This window comes from Rathayibacter sp. Leaf299 (genome assembly GCF_001423055.1).
GTDB lineage: Bacteria > Actinomycetota > Actinomycetes > Actinomycetales > Microbacteriaceae > Rathayibacter > Rathayibacter caricis.
On the sequence record NZ_LMNT01000008.1, the window covers coordinates 51,586 to 66,530 of the forward strand.

Consider the following 14,945-nt stretch of genomic DNA (forward strand, 5'->3'; position numbering starts at 1 on the left):
CCGCGAGACTGGGCGCATGCACACGTGGGCGCGCGCTTCCCGACCGCACGACGGACCGATCCGATCGGGCCGAGGGCTCCGAAGAGGAGTCATGACCATCAGACGCGCGAGCGTGCCCGGACGGAGCGTGCGCTGATGGCGCGCCCGACGTCCGCGGCCCGGCGACTGCTCTCGAAGGTCCAGTCCCTGACCGGCGGCCGCGAGGAGGCGGCGCCGCCGATCACCATGGTGCCGACGCGGAAGGTGATCCCCGCCGATCCGGAGCCGATCTTCGCGTCGGAGGAGCCCGTCGAGACGGAGGAGGTCGCCGACGAGACGGCCGCGTCGCCGCTCTCCGACGACACCCTGCCCAGGAGTGCCGTTCCGGTGCTGAGCCGCGCCCGCGAACTCGACCTCGCCGCCGCGCGGTCCGCTGCAGCCGGGACCGAGGCCCCACCCCGCGAGGTAGATACTGACGCCGCACCCGAGGAGCCCGATCTCGACCGCACCCTCGCTCGACGTCCCGGTGCGGAGTCGTTCGCACCCTTCGTGGTTCCCGACGCCGAGCCTGCTGTCGCCGCCGAGGAGCCGGACACCGATCCGGACACCGATCCGGACGCCGAGTCGGTCGTTCCGCCGGTCGTCGAGCCCCAGCGCGCGCCGGTCGTCGAGCCGGAGACGTCGCCCGACGTCGAGCCAGTCGAGGAGCCCACCCCTCCCGCGGAGCCTGAGCCCGCTCCTCCGATCGAACCGGAGCCGACTGCGCCGATCGAACCCCCGCCGGGACCGCTCACCGAGCCCGAGCCCGAGCCGGAGCCGCCCGTCATGGCGGTCCCGGTTCCGCCCTTCGGGGCGCTGACGCACCGGCCGGAGTCGCGATTCGCGCCGAAGCCGCCCGCCGCCTCTGCGCCCGCGGTCGCGTCGGTTCCCCAAGACGAGCCCGTGCACGAGCCCGTGTCGGAGGCGCCCTCCGACGCGCAGCCGATGTCTCCTGACCCGATCGTGGCCGAGCCGATCGACGCCGATCCGGTCGAGGCCGAGCCAGCCGAGGCCGAGCCGATCGACGCCGAACTGGTTGAGGCCGAGCTGGTTGAGGCCGAGCTGGTCGAAGACGAGCCGACCGAGGCCGAGCCGATCGAAGACGAGCCGACCGAGGCCGAGCCGATCGAAGACGAGCCGACCGAGGCCGAGCCGATCGACGACGAGCCGACCGAGGCCGAGCCGATCGAGGCCGAGCCGATCGACGACGAACTGGTCGACGACGAGCCGGCCGAGGTCGCGCCGGTCGAGACGTCTCCGGGTGACGACACGACGATCGGTATCGAGATCTTCGAGCCCGAGCCCGAGCCCGAGCCCGAGACCGAGCCCGCGACCCCCGTCGCACCCCCGCCCCCAGCACCTCCCATCCTGCCGATCGCGGCGCCTCCCGCTCCGCGCGCCGCGCCCGCGGCGCCTCCCGTCGATCGCGGCGACCGCTCCGCCCTCCCCGCTCCCGTGCCCGCCTCCGAGCACCGCTGGCACGGCAGGGAGCAGGACTCCGACGACGAAGGCACCGTCGTCCCCGTCCGCCCCCGCCGCCGCCGCCTCCTGATCGGCGCCGGCATCGCGGCAGGCGTCCTCGTGATCGGCGGCGCCCTCGTCGCCGTCCCGCTCCTCCTCCCCGACGACGGCGACGCCGTGGGCACCGCCGGGACGGCCGGCGACCCCGCCGCCACCGTGGAGGCGATCGCCTGGATCGCCTCCACGGTCGACCCCGACTCCGTGCTGCTCGTCGAGGACGACCTCGTGTCCGACGTCACCGCCGCCGGGTTCCCCGCCGACACGATCGTCGCGGAGTCGACACTCGCCGCCGCCGCGCCGGACTCCGCCTGGCGCGTGGTCGAGTACGTCCTCGCCACCCCCGCGCTGCTCGCGGATGCGTCCGGCGAGACCGCGACCGCGCTCGAGAACTCCGAGGCGGTCGTGAGCTTCGGCAGCGGAGACTCCGCGGTCGAGGTGCGCCAGGTGCTCGCCGACGGCGCGGATCAGGCCTCCGCCGACGACGCCGTCCTCACGGCGGCGCGCGCGTCGGCCGGCGGGCAGCTGGCGACGAACCCCGCCCTCGCCGCGACTCCGGCCGCCCGCGAGCTCCTCGAGGCGGGACGGGTCGACTCCCGTCTGCTCCTCCTGCTCGGTCAGCAGCTCGCCGCCTCGCCGCTGTCGGTCGCCGACTTCCCGGCCGCAGCCGGCGAGCCCGACGGGGTGCGCCACCAGATGCTGCTCTCGGGCTTCAACGGCGCCGATCTCCCCGGAGACGCCGCCGCCACCGCGTCCGCCAGGGCGTGGCTCGACAGCCAGACGGGCGACTTCGTCCCCACCTCCGTCGAGTCCACCGACGCCGGCCTGCTCGTGACCCTCGACCTCGACGAGCCGTCCGGGCTGCTCCCGGGCGCCCCCTGAACGTCCCCCTCCACCCGAAGGACCCGCCATGCTCCCGACCACCCGCTCCTCCCGTCCCCGCCGCGTCTCGCGCGCCGCGGTCGTCCTCGCCGCCGCGTCCGCGTTGGCCGCACTCGGCGCCGCGCCCGCCTCGGCGGCCGAGCAGGAGACGGGATGGGTGCGGGTCGCGCACCTCTCGCCCGACACGAAGGCGGTCGACGTGACCCTGACGTCGCTCTCGGGAGGCGGAGCCGCGTTCGAACTCGACGACGTCGCCTACGGGGCGGTCTCGCCGTACTGGACTCTCGACACCGGGACGTACGTCGTCTCGATGGTCCCCTCGGACGCTCCGGAGGGGACCGCGCCCGTGATCGAGCAGGCGGTCGACGTCACCGGCGGCACACCGCTCACGGTCGCGGCCCTCGGGCGCAACGCCGTCCTGAGCACGACCGTGTTCACCGACGACCTCACCCCGCCCGCCGACGGGCAGGCCCGCGTCCGCGTGATCCAGGCCTCGACCACCGCGTCCCGGGTCGACGTCTCCACCGCGGCAGGCATCCCGCTCGCGACCGGCGCGGCGCAGGGCACGGCCTCGTCCTACACGAGCGTGCCGGCGGGCCCGTCCGGCCTCGACGTCTCGGCCGGCTCCGTCTCCGCCACCTCCGATCTCGACCTCGCTCCCGGATCCGTCGCCTCGCTCTTCGTCCTCGACGACGCGAACGCAGGCCTCGTGCTCTCTCCCGTGCTCGACTCCGCCGCCGTGGGCGATCTGCCCACCGGAGGCATCCAGACCGGCGGAGGAGCGACCGCCGTGCACGTCGCGTCGACCGGTGCGGCTCCGATCGTCTCCGGGGCCCTCGGAGTGGTCTCCGTCCTGGCGGTGTACGGCCTCATCGCCGGAGCGGTCGCCCTGATCGCCCGGCGCTCGAGCGTCGGCGGACGCGCGAGCTGATGCGGCGCGGTCCCCGCGCGGCGATCGTCCTCGCGGCCCTGCTCGCGCTGGCCGGCTGCTCGGCGGCGGAGCCCGCCAATGAGGGCGGACCCGCCGCCTCCGCTCCGGCGACGGCTTCCACGACCGCGCGGTCGACCCCCGGCGCCGGCGCGGCGGCGGCCCTGCAGGACCCGGTCGCCGCCGCGGCTCCGGCCCGCTCGGCGGTCGTGCCCGAGCGCGTGGTCATCCCCGCGATCGGCGTCGACTCGTCGCTGGAGTCGCTGACGCGGGACGGGACCGGCTGGATCCAGCCGCCCGTCGCCGTCGACCGGGCGGGCTGGTACCGGGACGGAGTCGTCCCGGGTGACATCGGGCCCGCGGTCATCGCCGGCCACGTCGATTCGCGGATCGGCCCCGGAGTCTTCCTCGACCTCTCCGCGCTGGTCCCCGGCGACACGGTCGACGTCGTGCTCTCGGACGGCAGCACCCGCACCTTCGAGGTGACCGGCTCGGTGAGCGTGCCCAAGGAGGACTTCCCGACCGAGGACGTCTACGGCCCGACCCCCACCGCGCAGCTGCGGCTGATCACGTGTGGAGGGGTGTTCGACGACTCCTACGGGCACTACGTCGACAACGTCGTCGTCTCGGCTCAGCGCGTCTCCTGACCCCTCGGACGTCGCGCGACTCGCAGCCGGTTCGGTGGTTCGCCGCGTACCCTCCCGGGGTATGAGCACCACATGGAAGCGCTGGGCGCCCGCTGCGGCCGTCCCCCTGGTCGTCGTCGCGGCGGCCGTCGCCCTGCCCCTCTCCGCGAGCGCCGCAGGAGACCTGCCCGAGAAGACCGCCTCCGAGCTCCTGACCTTCGCCGCCGAGAACGAGGTCACCGCGTTCTCGGGTGAGATCGAGCAGTCCTCCGACCTCGGCCTGCCGGACCTCTCCGCCCTCGGCGGCTCCGCGCCGGGCTCGTCGGGCTCCGACGCCTCCCCGGCCGGCGCCCTGATGGAGCTCGCCACCGGCTCTCACGAGGCCCGCGTCTTCGTCGACGCCGAGCAGGGTGCCCGCCTGCAGGTCCTCGACCGGCTCGCCGAGCGCGACGTGGTCGCGACGAAGGGCGAGGGCGTCTGGGTCTACGACTCCGCCGAGAACACGGCCACCCACTTCCTGCCTCCGGAGTCCGGGGCGGCCGCACCGGACACCGTGCCGTCGGGCGAGGTCCCCACGCCCTCGAGCATCGCGGAGGATCTGCTCGCGAGCATCGATCCGACCACCGCGGTGGCCGTCGGCTCCGACGTCGAGGTCGCCGGCCGCGACGCGTACGAGCTCGTCCTCACTCCGCGCGAGGGCTCGACGCTCGTCGGCTCGGTCACCGTCTCGATCGACGGAGAGACCGGCCTCCCGCTCGGAGTCGCCGTGACCGCGCGCGGCGGCACCGCACCCGCGTTCAGCGTCGCCTACTCCAGCATCGACTTCGACGCCCCGGATGCCGCCATGTTCGCCTTCACCGCGCCCGAGGGAGCCGAGGTCGTCGAGAGGGCGGCCCCGGAGCACGACCTCTCGATCGAGCCCGGCGCGGAGTCGTCCGATGCAGAGTCCTTCGATGCAGAGTCCTCCTCTGCGCAGTCGTCCGATGTCGTGACCACCGGCACCGGCTGGGCCACAGTCGTTGAGCTGCCCGCGGGCGACTCCGAGGCACTCGCCTCCCTCGACGCCGTCACCACCCGCGTCGACGGCGGTCGCGCCCTCGAAGCCGCGCTGGTGTCGGTGCTCCTCACCGACGACGGCCGCGTCCTCGCCGGCTCCGTGCCGGTCGACGTCCTGGTCGACGCGGCCGGTCGGTGACCGCGACCGCCCTCGCGGTCGAGATGAGCGGCCTCACCAAGCGCTTCGGGCGCCAGGAGGCCGTCTCAGGGCTCGACCTCGCCGTCCCGCGCGGGGCGGTCTTCGGGTTCCTCGGACCCAACGGTTCGGGCAAGACGACGACCATCAGGATGCTGCTCGCCCTCGCCGCGCCCACGGAGGGCAGCATCACGGTGCTCGGTGAGAGCATGCCCCGCCGCTCGGCCGAGGTCCTTCCGCGCGTGGGCGCCCTCGTCGAGGGACCGGGCTTCTACCCGTTCCTCTCGGGGGCCGCGAACCTCCGCCGGTTCGACGCCGCCGAGGCCGGCACGTCCTCCCGCACCCGGCGGCTCCGCGTCGAGGAGGCGCTCGCCCGGGTCGGCCTCAGCGCCGCCGCTCGCAAGAAGGTCGGCTCCTACTCGCTCGGGATGAAGCAGCGACTGGGCATCGCCGTCGCCCTGCTCTCGCCGCGCGACCTGATCGTCCTCGACGAGCCCACGAACGGGCTCGATCCCCAGGGCACCCGCGAGGTCCGCTCGCTCGTGCGGAGTCTCAACGCCGACGGAACGACCGTGCTCGTCTCCAGTCACCTCCTCGCCGAGATCGAGCAGCTCTGCACCCACGCCGCCGTCATGCGCACGGGACGCCTGGTCGCGCAGGGCGGTCTGGACGAGCTCCGCGGCGACGCGGCCATCCTCGAGCTCGTCACCCCCGATCCGGAGCGCGCGCAGCGCAGCCTCGTCGAGCAGGGGCTCGCCCCCCGCGTCGCCCCCGCCGACCACCCGAGCGATCCGCCGCTCGTCGTCGCCGCGATGCCTCCCGGGGTCGCCGAGGAGTCGGTCGTCGCCGGACTGGTCCGAGCCGAGGTCCGCGTGCGCGGGTTCGCCGTGCGCCGGCCGTCACTCGAGGAGCGCTTCGTCGAGCTGACGGGGGAGGGCTTCGATGTCGAGCGCTGAGACGATCGCCGCGGAGGCGTCCCGCACCCGCGGGGGAGTGGGAGCCCTCCTGCTCTCGGAGCTCACGCTGCTCTTCCGCCGTCGCCGCACCTGGGCGCTGCTGGCCGCACTGGCCGCGATCCCCGTCCTGCTGGCCGTCGCCGTCCGCCTCTCCGGCGAGGGCGGCGGTCCGTCCTTCGTGGGCGCGATCGGCGGCAACGGCCTCTTCACCGGCTTCGCCGCGATCACGGTGGCGGTGCCGCTGTTCCTCCCCTTGACCATCGGAGTGGTCGCCGGAGACGCGATCGCGGGCGAGGCGTCGCTCGGCACCCTCCGCTACCTGCTCGTCACTCCCGTCGGCCGACTTCGGCTCCTCGCCGTGAAGTTCGCGGCCGCGCTCGCGTTCTGCCTCGCCGCGGCCCTCACGGTGATGGTGACGGGCATCCTCATCGGCTTCGCGCTCTTCCCGGTCGGACCGGTCACCCTGCTGTCGGGCAGCACCGTGCCGCTGGTCGATGCGATCGGCCGCGCCCTGGCGATCGCGGTCTACGTGGCACTCTCGCTCGTCGGGCTCGCCGCGATCGGACTCTTCATCTCGACGCTGACCGACGTCCCCGTCGGAGCGATGGCCGCGACCGTGGTCGTGTCGATCGCGGCGCAGATCGTCGGATCGCTCTCGCAGCTCGACGCGCTGCACCCGTTCCTGTTCACGGACCGCTGGTTCGACTTCGCGGATCTGCTGCGCGACCCCATCGCGTGGAGCTCCTTCGGCGAGAACGCGCTGCTGCAGCTCGCCTACGTCGCGGTGTTCGGCGCGCTGGCCGCCGGCCGGTTCACGACGCGCGACATCCTGTCCTGACACCGCCCGCCCGATCGGGCTCCGGATCTCGGACGTCCTGGCGTGACCGCCGTCGGAGCAGGTCAGCCCTGGGCGGCGAGCCCGAAGCTGACGGTGCCGCTCTCGTCGACCTGCGCGTCGAGCACCTTGTCGCCGAGGGCGACGGAGGCGGCGACGTCCAGGAACACGCGCGCCCCGTCCTGCTCGACGACGGCATCGGTCGTCTCGGGTGCCGGCGCGACGGCGACGGCGAAGTTCTGGGCGTCGAGGTCGGTCCCGCTGATGCGCAGGCCACCCTCGACGGGGGTCTCGGTCTGTCCCGTGATGGTCTTGACGACAGTGCTGGCGTTGTCGGTGAGCGTGAGCATCGGTCGTTCCTTTCCGTCCGTGGTCGATGAGACGGCCACGATTCCGAGATCCGCAGCCGGTCTCAAGTCGCGCGGGCGGACGTGGAGGGAATGCACACCTCCCGGCTCGGCGGACGCGCCACCTGCGACACTGTCCGGATGCACCCCGCCGACGCCTGCCCGTGCGGAAGCCGCCGCCACTACGCCGACTGCTGCCGCCCCGCCCATCTCGGCGAGACCCCGTCGCCCACCGCCGAGCGGTTGATGCGCAGCCGCTACAGCGCCAACGTGCTCGGGAGCGCCCCGTACCTGCTCGCCAGCTGGCACCCCTCGACGCGACCGCCGCGCGTCGATCTCGACGACGACGTCCGCTGGCGGCGCCTCCAGATCGTCGACACGGCCCGCGGAGGGGAGGACGACGTCGACGGACTCGTCGAGTTCCGCGCCTCGTACCGATCCTCGGAGGGCGTCGGCCTCGTGCACGAGCGCAGCCGCTTCGTCCGGGAGGACGGGCGTTGGTTCTACGTCGACGGTGATCTGCTCGGCGACGAGTCCTGACGCTCCGGTTCTCGGCATCCGTCCCGTGGCGCCCGCCTCCGTCCTACGCTGAAGGCATGGCCCAGGACTTCCGGCGCGCGGACGACGCGTCCCGCTACGAGCTGCATCAGGACGGCGCGCTGGTCGGCGTCCTCGACTACCGCGAGAACGACGAGGCGGTCTCGCTCGTGCGCTCCTTCACTTCTCCGCCGTTCCGCGGCCGCGGCCTCGCCGGCGAGCTGGTGGCGTTCGCGGTCGACGACATCGAGACCTCGAGCGCTCGGCGCATCGTGCCGCTCTGCTGGTACGTCGGCCAGTGGTTCGAGGAGCACCCCGAGAAGTCGCACCTCCTCACCCGCTGACGGAGCCGGAACCCGCTGCCCGCGCCGGCGTCACTCCCGGACGAGCGGTTCGACCCCGGCCAGGTCCGGCCCGAGCCCGATGTCCACGAGCCGGATCCGCCCCACGTACGCGTCGCCGGGCGGCAGGAGCAGCCCGGCCTTGATCGCCCCGAACGTGACGGTCACGTCCGCGTGCAGCACGGTCGGATCGGGGACGCTGCCGTCGTCGGGCCCGATGCCGCTGGGCAGGTCGACCGCGACGACCACCGGACGCTCCTCGCGGTCGGCCAGAGCGTCGATGACCGTCTCGACGATCGAGCGGGGCCGTCCTGAGAGGGCCGGATGCCGCGTGCCGATTCCGAGGATCCCGTCGACCACGACGTCCGCGCGCGCGATCGCGGCGAGCAGCGCCCGCACGTCGTCCGCCGGGACGCGGTCGCAGCCCTCGTCGAGCGCCACGGCCAGCCCCCGCTGGTGCCAGCGGTCGGCGGTCAGCACGAGCAGCACGTCGACACCGGAGGAGGCGACCTCGGCCGCCGCGTAGAGGGCGTCGCCGCCGTTGTTCCCCGGCCCGACCAGCACCAGCACGGTCCCCGGACCGCGGCGGTCTCGCCGCCCGGCCAGCAGCGCGCGAATCTCGCGGGCGAGTCCGTCCGCCGCCCTCTGCATGAGCGGTTCGCGCCGCGCCAGGTGCGGCGCTTCCGCGGCCCGCACCTGCGCGGAGGAGTAGCCCTCGACCATGCCTCCACTGTGCGCTCCGCCACGCTCCACGGCAACCCCGGAGGCGGCGTGCGGAACCAGCGCCGCCCGTCGGGCGCTCTCGTCGACTGCTCCTCCGTCATGCCGTGCATGTCGCCTTGACCAGCGGAGCCGGCCGGCGTCGCGGCGGGTCCGGGAGGAGGTCGCCCGGTCGTGTGGTGATGCGGCGCCCGGTGGGAGTCGTCCACTCGGTGGTGCCGTCGGGGTGGAGGACGTAGGTCCAGCGGTCGCCGTGGCGGACGTGGTGGTGGGCGGTGCAGAGGGAGGCGAGGTTCTCGAGGCTCGTCTCCCCGCCGTGCCGCCATTCGACGGAGTGATCCGCTTCGGCGCGGGATGCAGGGCGGGTGCAGCCGGGGAAGCGGCACGTCCGGTCGCGCAGCTGGAGCGCGAGCCGCATCCGCGGTGGGGGAAGACGGTGGGTGCGGCCCACCGAGACGACCGTGCCGGTGACGGGGTCGGTGAGGACGCGGGTGATCGTCGTGGCCGCTCCGGCGAGTTCGCGGGCGACGTGGGCGGGGATGAGGCCGTACTCGTCGAGGTCGGCGGGGGCGTCGTCGCGGCCGGTGGCGGTGCTCGCGGTGAGGGTCAACCGGACTTCGGCCCGTACGCCGGGCACGAACGTCGCAGGGGCGGCCGCTTTGTCGGACGCCTCGCCGTCGCGGGGCGGGGTCGTCCCGAACACGTCGCCGTCGCAGAGCAGATCCGCGAGCGCATCGGCGCGCAACTGCGCGAGCGTGCGCTGCTCGCCGCAGGCCTTGGTCGCTGCGCTCACCTCGTCCGTCGGGCCGATCCTCCCGTCGTCGTCCCTTCCGTCGTCGTCTGCGCTGTCGCGGAGGCAGCGGGCGATGCGGTCCAGCCGTGCGTAGGCTCCGATGGCGACCGGGGCGGGGAGTAGTGCGCACAGCAGCGCCATGCCGTCCGCGTTCGGGACCAGCCAGACCGCGCGATCCTCCCGAGCCCGCGCATGCCGGTCGGCGAGCGGCTCGACGTGCAGCTCGTCGCGGAGCCGTGCGACCCGGCGCCGCAGCTGCGTGGGCGTCAGCACGAGCGCCAGCTCGCACGCCCGCTCATCGAACACCGCCCGCGACTCCGGCGGCAGGCTGGCGGCGGTCGCGCAGATGATCCGGCCTGCCTCCCACCGCAGCCTTGCGCCCGCGAGCGCCTCCCGGGTGCGCGGGAGGTCCTCGATCAGCAGCCGCGCGTCCTCCAGATCGCGGGACACCACCCGCTCCGACACCCCGCACCCGACCGCGAGCTCCGCCCGGACCGAGCGCTCCACCAGATCCGCCGACCCGCCCCGCGGCAGACCCCGCGCGAACGCCTCCGGACACGACACCGCCGCTCGNGACCGCGAGCTCCGCCCGGACCGAGCGCTCCACCAGATCCGCCGACCCGCCCCGCGGCAGACCCCGCGCGAACGCCTCCGGACACGACACCGCCGCTCGGTAGGCCGCATGCAGCTCCACCGCCGCCGCCAGCAGCACCGGCGATGCCGACCGCGCCAACTCACCCGCCCGATCCCCGCGCTCCCGCACGACCTCGAGCACCTCCACCATGTCTGATCCCGTCACACGAGCACAGAACCAGCGACTACTGACATCCCCTCACGTTCGCCAACTGCGACGAGCGCTTCACGCCTGCGGATGCGCCAAGCGCCGGTTCCGCTCCAACGCCGGCGCGCGGGAACCCCTCAGGACTCCTGCACAGCCCTGTCCGACTCCTCCACGATCGAGCGCATCGCCGCCTCCGCCGCCGCTCCGTCCCCCTCCGTCACCGCCGCCGCGACCGCCCGGTGCAGCCGCAGCGCCTCGCTGTCGGCCTCCCGCGGCATCAGCGCGTTCCGCGTGCGCCCCGCCAGCACCTCCGCGACCAGGTCGGCGAGCTGTGCGAGCATCCGATTGCCCGACGCCGACAGCAGGGTGCGGTGGAACGTCGTGTCGGCCGCCAGGTACGCGCCCTGGTCGGCCGATCCCGAGTGCGCCGACATCACACGCACGGCGTCCGTCAGCGCCTCGCGCTGCACCTCCGTCGCGTTCGACGCGGCGAGCCGAGCGGCCAGCGGCTCGACGCCCAGGCGCAGCTCGCTGAGCTGGTGGAGCTGCCGCTGGCGGTCCGGCCCGTCCAGGCTCCACGCGACGACGCGCGGATCGAGGGCGTTCCACGACTCCGGCGGCTGCACCCGGGTCCCCGCCCGGCGGCGCGAGGTGACCAGGCCGAGCGACTCGAGGACCCGCACCGCCTCGCGCATCACCGAACGGGACACTCCGCGCCGCTCGGCCCGCTCGTCGGCGCTGAACGCGGTCCCCGGGGCGAGCTCCCCGCGCACGATCTGCGAGCCGAGCTCGTCGAGCACCGAGTGGTGCAGGGAGGGCGGCGGCGTCGCGGTCATGCGCCCATCCTCCCAAGCCGACGCTCGACTCCGCGCCATTCATCGGACATACTCGTCGAGAACACCGGTTATGTCGGACATATCGCGCCCCCCGCGAGGCATGTCCGCGAGCCGTCGGACCGATCAAGGATGCTCATGACACCGACCCTCCCCTCCCTTCTCCGCGCCGCGGGGGAGGAGGTCGCCACCACCGCCCCTCAGGGGCAGCTGATCCTCGCCGCGATCCTCGGCATCGCCGTGATCGTCGTCCTGATCACCTGGCTGAAGCTGCACCCCTTCGTCTCGCTGCTCATCGGCGCGCTGACCACCGGCCTCGTCGCCGCGATGGCGCCCGCGGACGCCGTCGCCAGCTTCGCGCTCGGCTTCGGCAACACGATGGGAGGCGTCGGAATCCTGATCGGACTCGGCGCCATGTACGGCAAGCTCCTCGCCGACTCCGGCGGAGCCGACCGCATCGTCGACACCCTCATCGCCCGCTCGAGCACCCGCGCGCTGCCCTGGATGATGGGCTTCGTAGGAGCGCTGATCGGCCTGCCCATGTTCTTCGAGGTCGGCCTCGTCCTCCTCATCCCCGTCGTGATCCTGGTCGCGCGCCGGAGCGGACTGCCGCTCATGACGATCGCGATCCCCACCCTCGCGGGTCTCTCGGTCATGCACGGCCTGGTGCCGCCACACCCCGGTCCGCTGGTCGCGATCGACGCGCTCGGCGCGAACCTCGGAGTCACGCTCGCCTTCGGCGTGCTCGTCGCGATCCCGACCGTGGTCGTCGCCGGTCCTCTCTTCGGCCGCCTGGCCGCGAAGTGGGCGCCCGTCGAGACTCCGCCGCTCTTCGGCGAGGGCGCCGGCGACGCCCGCGAGCACCGCCCGGGCTTCGTCGCCGCGGTCGCGAGCATCCTGCTCCCCGTCGTGCTCATGCTCGGCAAGGCCGTCGCCGACATCGCCGCTCCCCAGTCCGAGGCGGCGTGGAAGGCGGTCCTCGACTTCCTCGGCACCCCGACCATCGCCCTCGGCATCGCCCTGCTCGCCGGTCTGGTGCTGCTGGGCCGCGGCGGCCGGATGAACCGCTCCGAGCTCCAGGACTCGCTCTCCAGCTCCCTCCCGCCCATCGCGGGCATCCTCCTGATCGTCGGCGCGGGCGGCGGATTCAAGCAGGTCCTCGTCGACACCGGCATCGGCAGCGTCGTGGCCCAGCTGGCGGAGGGCAGCGGAGCGTCCGCGCTCCTCCTCGCCTGGCTCGTCGCGGTGGTGATCCGCATCGCCACCGGCTCCGCGACCGTCGCGACGGTGACGGCCGCAGGAATCCTCCAGCCGCTGACCGAGACGATGGACGGACCGATGGTCGCCCTCATGGTGCTCGCGATCGGGGCAGGCTCGGTGTTCCTCTCGCATGTGAACGACGCCGGGTTCTGGCTCGTCAAGGAGTACCTCGGGCTCAGCATCGGCCAGACACTGAAGACGTGGACGGTGATGGAGTGCCTGGTCTCGGTGACGGGGCTCGCCGGCGTCCTCGTGATCGGCCTGTTCGTAGGAGGACTCTGATGCAGCACCCGACCACCGCCCCCGTCCGCGCGATCGTCGTCATGGGCGTCTCCGGCAGCGGGAAGTCGACCGTCGCCGCCCTGCTCGCCGGCTTCCTGCACTGGAGCTTCCTCGAGGGCGACGATCTCCACCCGCGCGCGAACGTCGAGAAGATGGCGGCGGGCATCCCGCTCGACGACTCCGACCGCGCTCCCTGGCTCGCCGAGATCGCCCGGGTGGTCGACGAGCGGATCACGAGCGGCCGCCCCGTCGTCGTCACCTGCTCGGCACTGCGCCGCGCCTACCGCGACATCCTGCGGCGCGACGACCTCGTCTTCGTGCACCTCGCCGGATCGAAGGAGGTCGTCGCCGGGCGCCTCGCCTCCCGGCTCGACCACTTCATGCCGACGACGCTGCTCGATTCGCAGTTCGGCCTGCTCGAGCCCCTCGGTGACGACGAGCGGCACATCACGGTCGACGTCGGGAACGCCCCGGAGGAGGAGATCGCCGAGATCGTGGAGCGCCTCGGCCTGAGCTGACGCCTTTCCCGGCACTCCCGGGCCCCCGATCAGGGCGGCGCTCCGGCCGCAGAGCGAGGCGGACTTGCACACAGGACCGCGACACGGAACTGTCGTCCCCGGGGAAGAGATCACGGGAGATCCATGGACGACGAGAACCTGCTCGCGGCGCTGCACCGCGGACGCCCGGCCACGATCGTCGAGGCGGCCGAGCTCACCCAGCTCGCCCCCGATCTCGTGCGCTCGGGTGTCCATCGGCTGCGCGAGCGCGGCCTGCTCGGGGGACAGGACGACCTCCTCGCGTACGTCCCTCCCGCGGAGTGGGCGGCCGCGAGCATCGCCCGGCACACCGACGCCGTCCGCCGCGCCACGGAGGAGTCGGTCGAGGGCATCGAGCGCGTCATGGCCGGACTGCCCGGGCTGATGGGCGCCTGGTCGGTCGGCGAGGCGTCGGCCGATCTCGTGCCCACCCTGCTCCGGCACGGACGGCACGCGTCCGAGGATCTCTGGTTCGACCTCGTCCGCCGCGACTCCGGAACGCTCATCGCCGTCCTGCCCGACGTCGAGCGCTTCCTCGATCCGCCCACCGAGCGCGCGATCCGCTTCGGGCAGGCCCTGGCGGCGAAGGACCGCGTCCGGGTCATCATGCCGGCCTCGTGCGTGAGCGACCCGCGCGTCCTCGCCCGCATCGAGGCCTACGAGAAGGCAGGAGTCGAGTACCGCCTGCTCGAGAACCCGCCCAGTTGGTTCTGGGTCGACGGCGAGCACCTGGCGGTGCCGTTCGAGTGGGGCGAGACGCGGCCGACCAGCGTCGTGGGCGTGCGGCACGCCGCCCTCGCGGGCCTGGTCAGCGCGTACTTCGAGGAGCTGTGGCGGCAGGCCGTCCCGGTCGCCGCCGTCGAGGAGTCGTGGACGTCGCTGCTGCGCCTCATGCGGACGGGGATCACCCTCGAGACCGCGTCCCACCGCCTGGGGATCAACCCCCGCACGGGGCGCCGACGCGTCGCGGCGGCGATGGAGCACCACGGAGTCTCGACCCTGTTCGCCCTGGGCACGGCGTGGACCGCGGACAGCGGTGCCGCACCCGCGAGCGAGTAGCCGTCACCGCCGGCCACTCGCGGAGCACTGCGCGAGTGACCGGCCTTCGCCGACCGGGGTGCCCCCAGTGTCGTGACCGTCCTGCGCCCCCCGCAAGAACCTCTAGAGGACACGTCCGGAAGAGGACACGACCGATCCGCGGCTCACCGGCGATCCGGTCGCAGCGCCAGGAGGAGCGCTGCGGCGCCGAGCCCGAGGCAGAGCAGCGTGAGCACCGCGACTGCCGGGTGGACGAGGTCGACCCCGTCCGTGCAGAGGATCGCCGTCGGCAGACGGCGCTGCTCCGCCAGTCCGCCGTGGCCGCCCACCGCGCACTCCTCGTCCGGATCCCAGACCATGCCCGCCGCGACGTTCGAGACCGTGCCGACGACGAGGAGGACGATGCCGAGCACGATCCACGCGGACCGGTCGCCGGGTCCGCCGGCCGCCCCGTGACGCGTCCTCGCGTCGGCGGGCCTCTCCTCGTCGCCGCCGCCGAGGAGAGGTGTCCCGTTCATGCGC

The 14,945-nt window shown here is 73.8% G+C and carries 16 protein-coding genes; 11 read left to right on the forward strand and 5 right to left on the reverse strand.

Annotated elements, in window-relative coordinates; all coding sequences use genetic code 11:
- Positions 1-135 precede the first annotated feature (135 nt).
- The 6 genes from ASF48_RS18435 (at position 136) to ASF48_RS18460 (ending at position 6,958) form a co-directional block, all read left to right on the forward strand.
- Complete coding sequence (locus tag ASF48_RS18435) at positions 136-2,418, forward strand: hypothetical protein (protein ID WP_055794824.1); 2,283 nt, start codon at positions 136-138, stop codon at positions 2,416-2,418.
- Between the two features lie 28 nt (positions 2,419-2,446).
- Positions 2,447-3,349: a DUF4397 domain-containing protein gene (locus ASF48_RS18440; RefSeq protein WP_055794826.1), complete on the forward strand. Its 903-nt coding sequence runs from the start codon at positions 2,447-2,449 to the stop codon at positions 3,347-3,349.
- Positions 3,349-3,993, forward strand: coding sequence for a class F sortase (locus ASF48_RS18445; protein ID WP_055794828.1), 645 nt, complete (start codon positions 3,349-3,351; stop codon positions 3,991-3,993). The genes ASF48_RS18440 and ASF48_RS18445 overlap by 1 nt, the downstream gene beginning before the upstream one ends.
- A 61-nt stretch (positions 3,994-4,054) precedes the next feature.
- Entirely contained in the window at positions 4,055-5,167 is a 1,113-nt protein-coding gene (locus ASF48_RS18450; RefSeq protein ID WP_055794831.1) for a LolA family protein, read from the forward strand.
- A gap of 23 nt (positions 5,168-5,190) precedes the next feature.
- Positions 5,191-6,120 (forward strand): ABC transporter ATP-binding protein, encoded by a 930-nt coding sequence (locus tag ASF48_RS18455; RefSeq protein WP_082481809.1) that lies wholly within the window; start codon positions 5,191-5,193, stop codon positions 6,118-6,120.
- Complete coding sequence (locus tag ASF48_RS18460; RefSeq protein WP_055794836.1) at positions 6,107-6,958, forward strand: ABC transporter permease; 852 nt, start codon at positions 6,107-6,109, stop codon at positions 6,956-6,958. Before ASF48_RS18455 ends, ASF48_RS18460 begins: the two co-directional genes overlap by 14 nt.
- Before the next feature lie 62 nt (positions 6,959-7,020).
- Here the strand turns inward: ASF48_RS18460 and ASF48_RS18465 are convergent, their stop codons facing one another.
- The gene (locus ASF48_RS18465; protein ID WP_055794838.1) at positions 7,021-7,305 is read right to left on the reverse strand and encodes a hypothetical protein; all 285 of its coding nucleotides are present in this window, start codon (positions 7,303-7,305) and stop codon (positions 7,021-7,023) included.
- A 138-nt stretch (positions 7,306-7,443) separates the two neighbouring features.
- On the opposite strand from ASF48_RS18465, the gene ASF48_RS18470 reads away from it, so the two are divergent.
- Together ASF48_RS18470 and ASF48_RS18475 are read left to right on the forward strand one after the other, a co-directional pair.
- On the forward strand, positions 7,444-7,842 hold the full coding sequence (locus tag ASF48_RS18470) for a YchJ family protein (RefSeq protein WP_055795020.1): 399 nt from the start codon (positions 7,444-7,446) through the stop codon (positions 7,840-7,842).
- On the forward strand, positions 7,839-8,183 hold the full coding sequence (locus ASF48_RS18475) for a GNAT family N-acetyltransferase (protein ID WP_268788530.1): 345 nt from the start codon (positions 7,839-7,841) through the stop codon (positions 8,181-8,183). Before ASF48_RS18470 ends, ASF48_RS18475 begins: the two co-directional genes overlap by 4 nt.
- Positions 8,184-8,213: 30 nt before the next feature.
- On the opposite strand, the gene ASF48_RS18480 is transcribed toward ASF48_RS18475, so the two are convergent.
- The 3 genes from ASF48_RS18480 to ASF48_RS18490 form a co-directional block, all read right to left on the reverse strand.
- Positions 8,214-8,903, reverse strand: a complete 690-nt coding sequence (locus tag ASF48_RS18480) for an NAD(P)H-hydrate epimerase (RefSeq protein ID WP_055794842.1) — start codon at positions 8,901-8,903, stop codon at positions 8,214-8,216.
- Positions 8,904-9,000: 97 nt separating this feature from the next.
- A partial coding sequence (locus tag ASF48_RS18485; protein WP_235577285.1) for an HNH endonuclease signature motif containing protein occupies positions 9,001-10,266 on the reverse strand: 1,266 nt, incomplete at its 5' end.
- Positions 10,267-10,611: 345 nt separating this feature from the next.
- Entirely contained in the window at positions 10,612-11,310 is a 699-nt protein-coding gene (locus tag ASF48_RS18490; RefSeq protein ID WP_055794846.1) for a FadR/GntR family transcriptional regulator, read from the reverse strand.
- Positions 11,311-11,445: 135 nt separating this feature from the next.
- Between ASF48_RS18490 and ASF48_RS18495 the strand changes: the two genes are divergently transcribed.
- From ASF48_RS18495 to ASF48_RS18505, 3 genes are all read left to right on the forward strand, one after another.
- Complete coding sequence (locus tag ASF48_RS18495; protein ID WP_055794848.1) at positions 11,446-12,849, forward strand: GntP family permease; 1,404 nt, start codon at positions 11,446-11,448, stop codon at positions 12,847-12,849.
- Positions 12,849-13,367 carry a gluconokinase gene (locus ASF48_RS18500; RefSeq protein ID WP_055794850.1) on the forward strand — a complete coding sequence of 173 codons (519 nt, stop codon included), beginning with the start codon at positions 12,849-12,851 and terminating at the stop codon, positions 13,365-13,367. Before ASF48_RS18495 ends, ASF48_RS18500 begins: the two co-directional genes overlap by 1 nt.
- Before the next feature lie 123 nt (positions 13,368-13,490).
- On the forward strand, positions 13,491-14,444 hold the full coding sequence (locus ASF48_RS18505; protein WP_055794852.1) for a hypothetical protein: 954 nt from the start codon (positions 13,491-13,493) through the stop codon (positions 14,442-14,444).
- A gap of 143 nt (positions 14,445-14,587) precedes the next feature.
- Here ASF48_RS18505 and ASF48_RS18510 read toward each other — a convergent pair whose 3' ends face one another.
- The gene (locus ASF48_RS18510) at positions 14,588-14,941 is read right to left on the reverse strand and encodes a hypothetical protein (RefSeq protein ID WP_055794854.1); all 354 of its coding nucleotides are present in this window, start codon (positions 14,939-14,941) and stop codon (positions 14,588-14,590) included.
- Positions 14,942-14,945 lie beyond the last annotated feature (4 nt).

Bases quoted from the DNA above. Each gene is read 5' to 3' on its own strand.
- ASF48_RS18435 (WP_055794824.1), top strand. From the start codon at position 136: ATGGCGCGCCCGACGTCCGCGGCCCGGCGACTGCTCTCGAAGGTCCAG.
- ASF48_RS18440 (WP_055794826.1), top strand. From the start codon at position 2,447: ATGCTCCCGACCACCCGCTCCTCCCGTCCCCGCCGCGTCTCGCGCGCC.
- ASF48_RS18445 (WP_055794828.1), top strand. From the start codon at position 3,349: ATGCGGCGCGGTCCCCGCGCGGCGATCGTCCTCGCGGCCCTGCTCGCG.
- ASF48_RS18450 (WP_055794831.1), top strand. From the start codon at position 4,055: ATGAGCACCACATGGAAGCGCTGGGCGCCCGCTGCGGCCGTCCCCCTG.
- ASF48_RS18455 (WP_082481809.1), top strand. From the start codon at position 5,191: ATGAGCGGCCTCACCAAGCGCTTCGGGCGCCAGGAGGCCGTCTCAGGG.
- ASF48_RS18460 (WP_055794836.1), top strand. From the start codon at position 6,107: ATGTCGAGCGCTGAGACGATCGCCGCGGAGGCGTCCCGCACCCGCGGG.
- ASF48_RS18465 (WP_055794838.1), bottom strand. From the start codon at position 7,305: ATGCTCACGCTCACCGACAACGCCAGCACTGTCGTCAAGACCATCACG.
- ASF48_RS18470 (WP_055795020.1), top strand. From the start codon at position 7,444: ATGCACCCCGCCGACGCCTGCCCGTGCGGAAGCCGCCGCCACTACGCC.
- ASF48_RS18480 (WP_055794842.1), bottom strand. From the start codon at position 8,903: ATGGTCGAGGGCTACTCCTCCGCGCAGGTGCGGGCCGCGGAAGCGCCG.
- ASF48_RS18490 (WP_055794846.1), bottom strand. From the start codon at position 11,310: ATGACCGCGACGCCGCCGCCCTCCCTGCACCACTCGGTGCTCGACGAG.
- ASF48_RS18495 (WP_055794848.1), top strand. From the start codon at position 11,446: ATGACACCGACCCTCCCCTCCCTTCTCCGCGCCGCGGGGGAGGAGGTC.
- ASF48_RS18500 (WP_055794850.1), top strand. From the start codon at position 12,849: ATGCAGCACCCGACCACCGCCCCCGTCCGCGCGATCGTCGTCATGGGC.
- ASF48_RS18505 (WP_055794852.1), top strand. From the start codon at position 13,491: ATGGACGACGAGAACCTGCTCGCGGCGCTGCACCGCGGACGCCCGGCC.
- ASF48_RS18510 (WP_055794854.1), bottom strand. From the start codon at position 14,941: ATGAACGGGACACCTCTCCTCGGCGGCGGCGACGAGGAGAGGCCCGCC.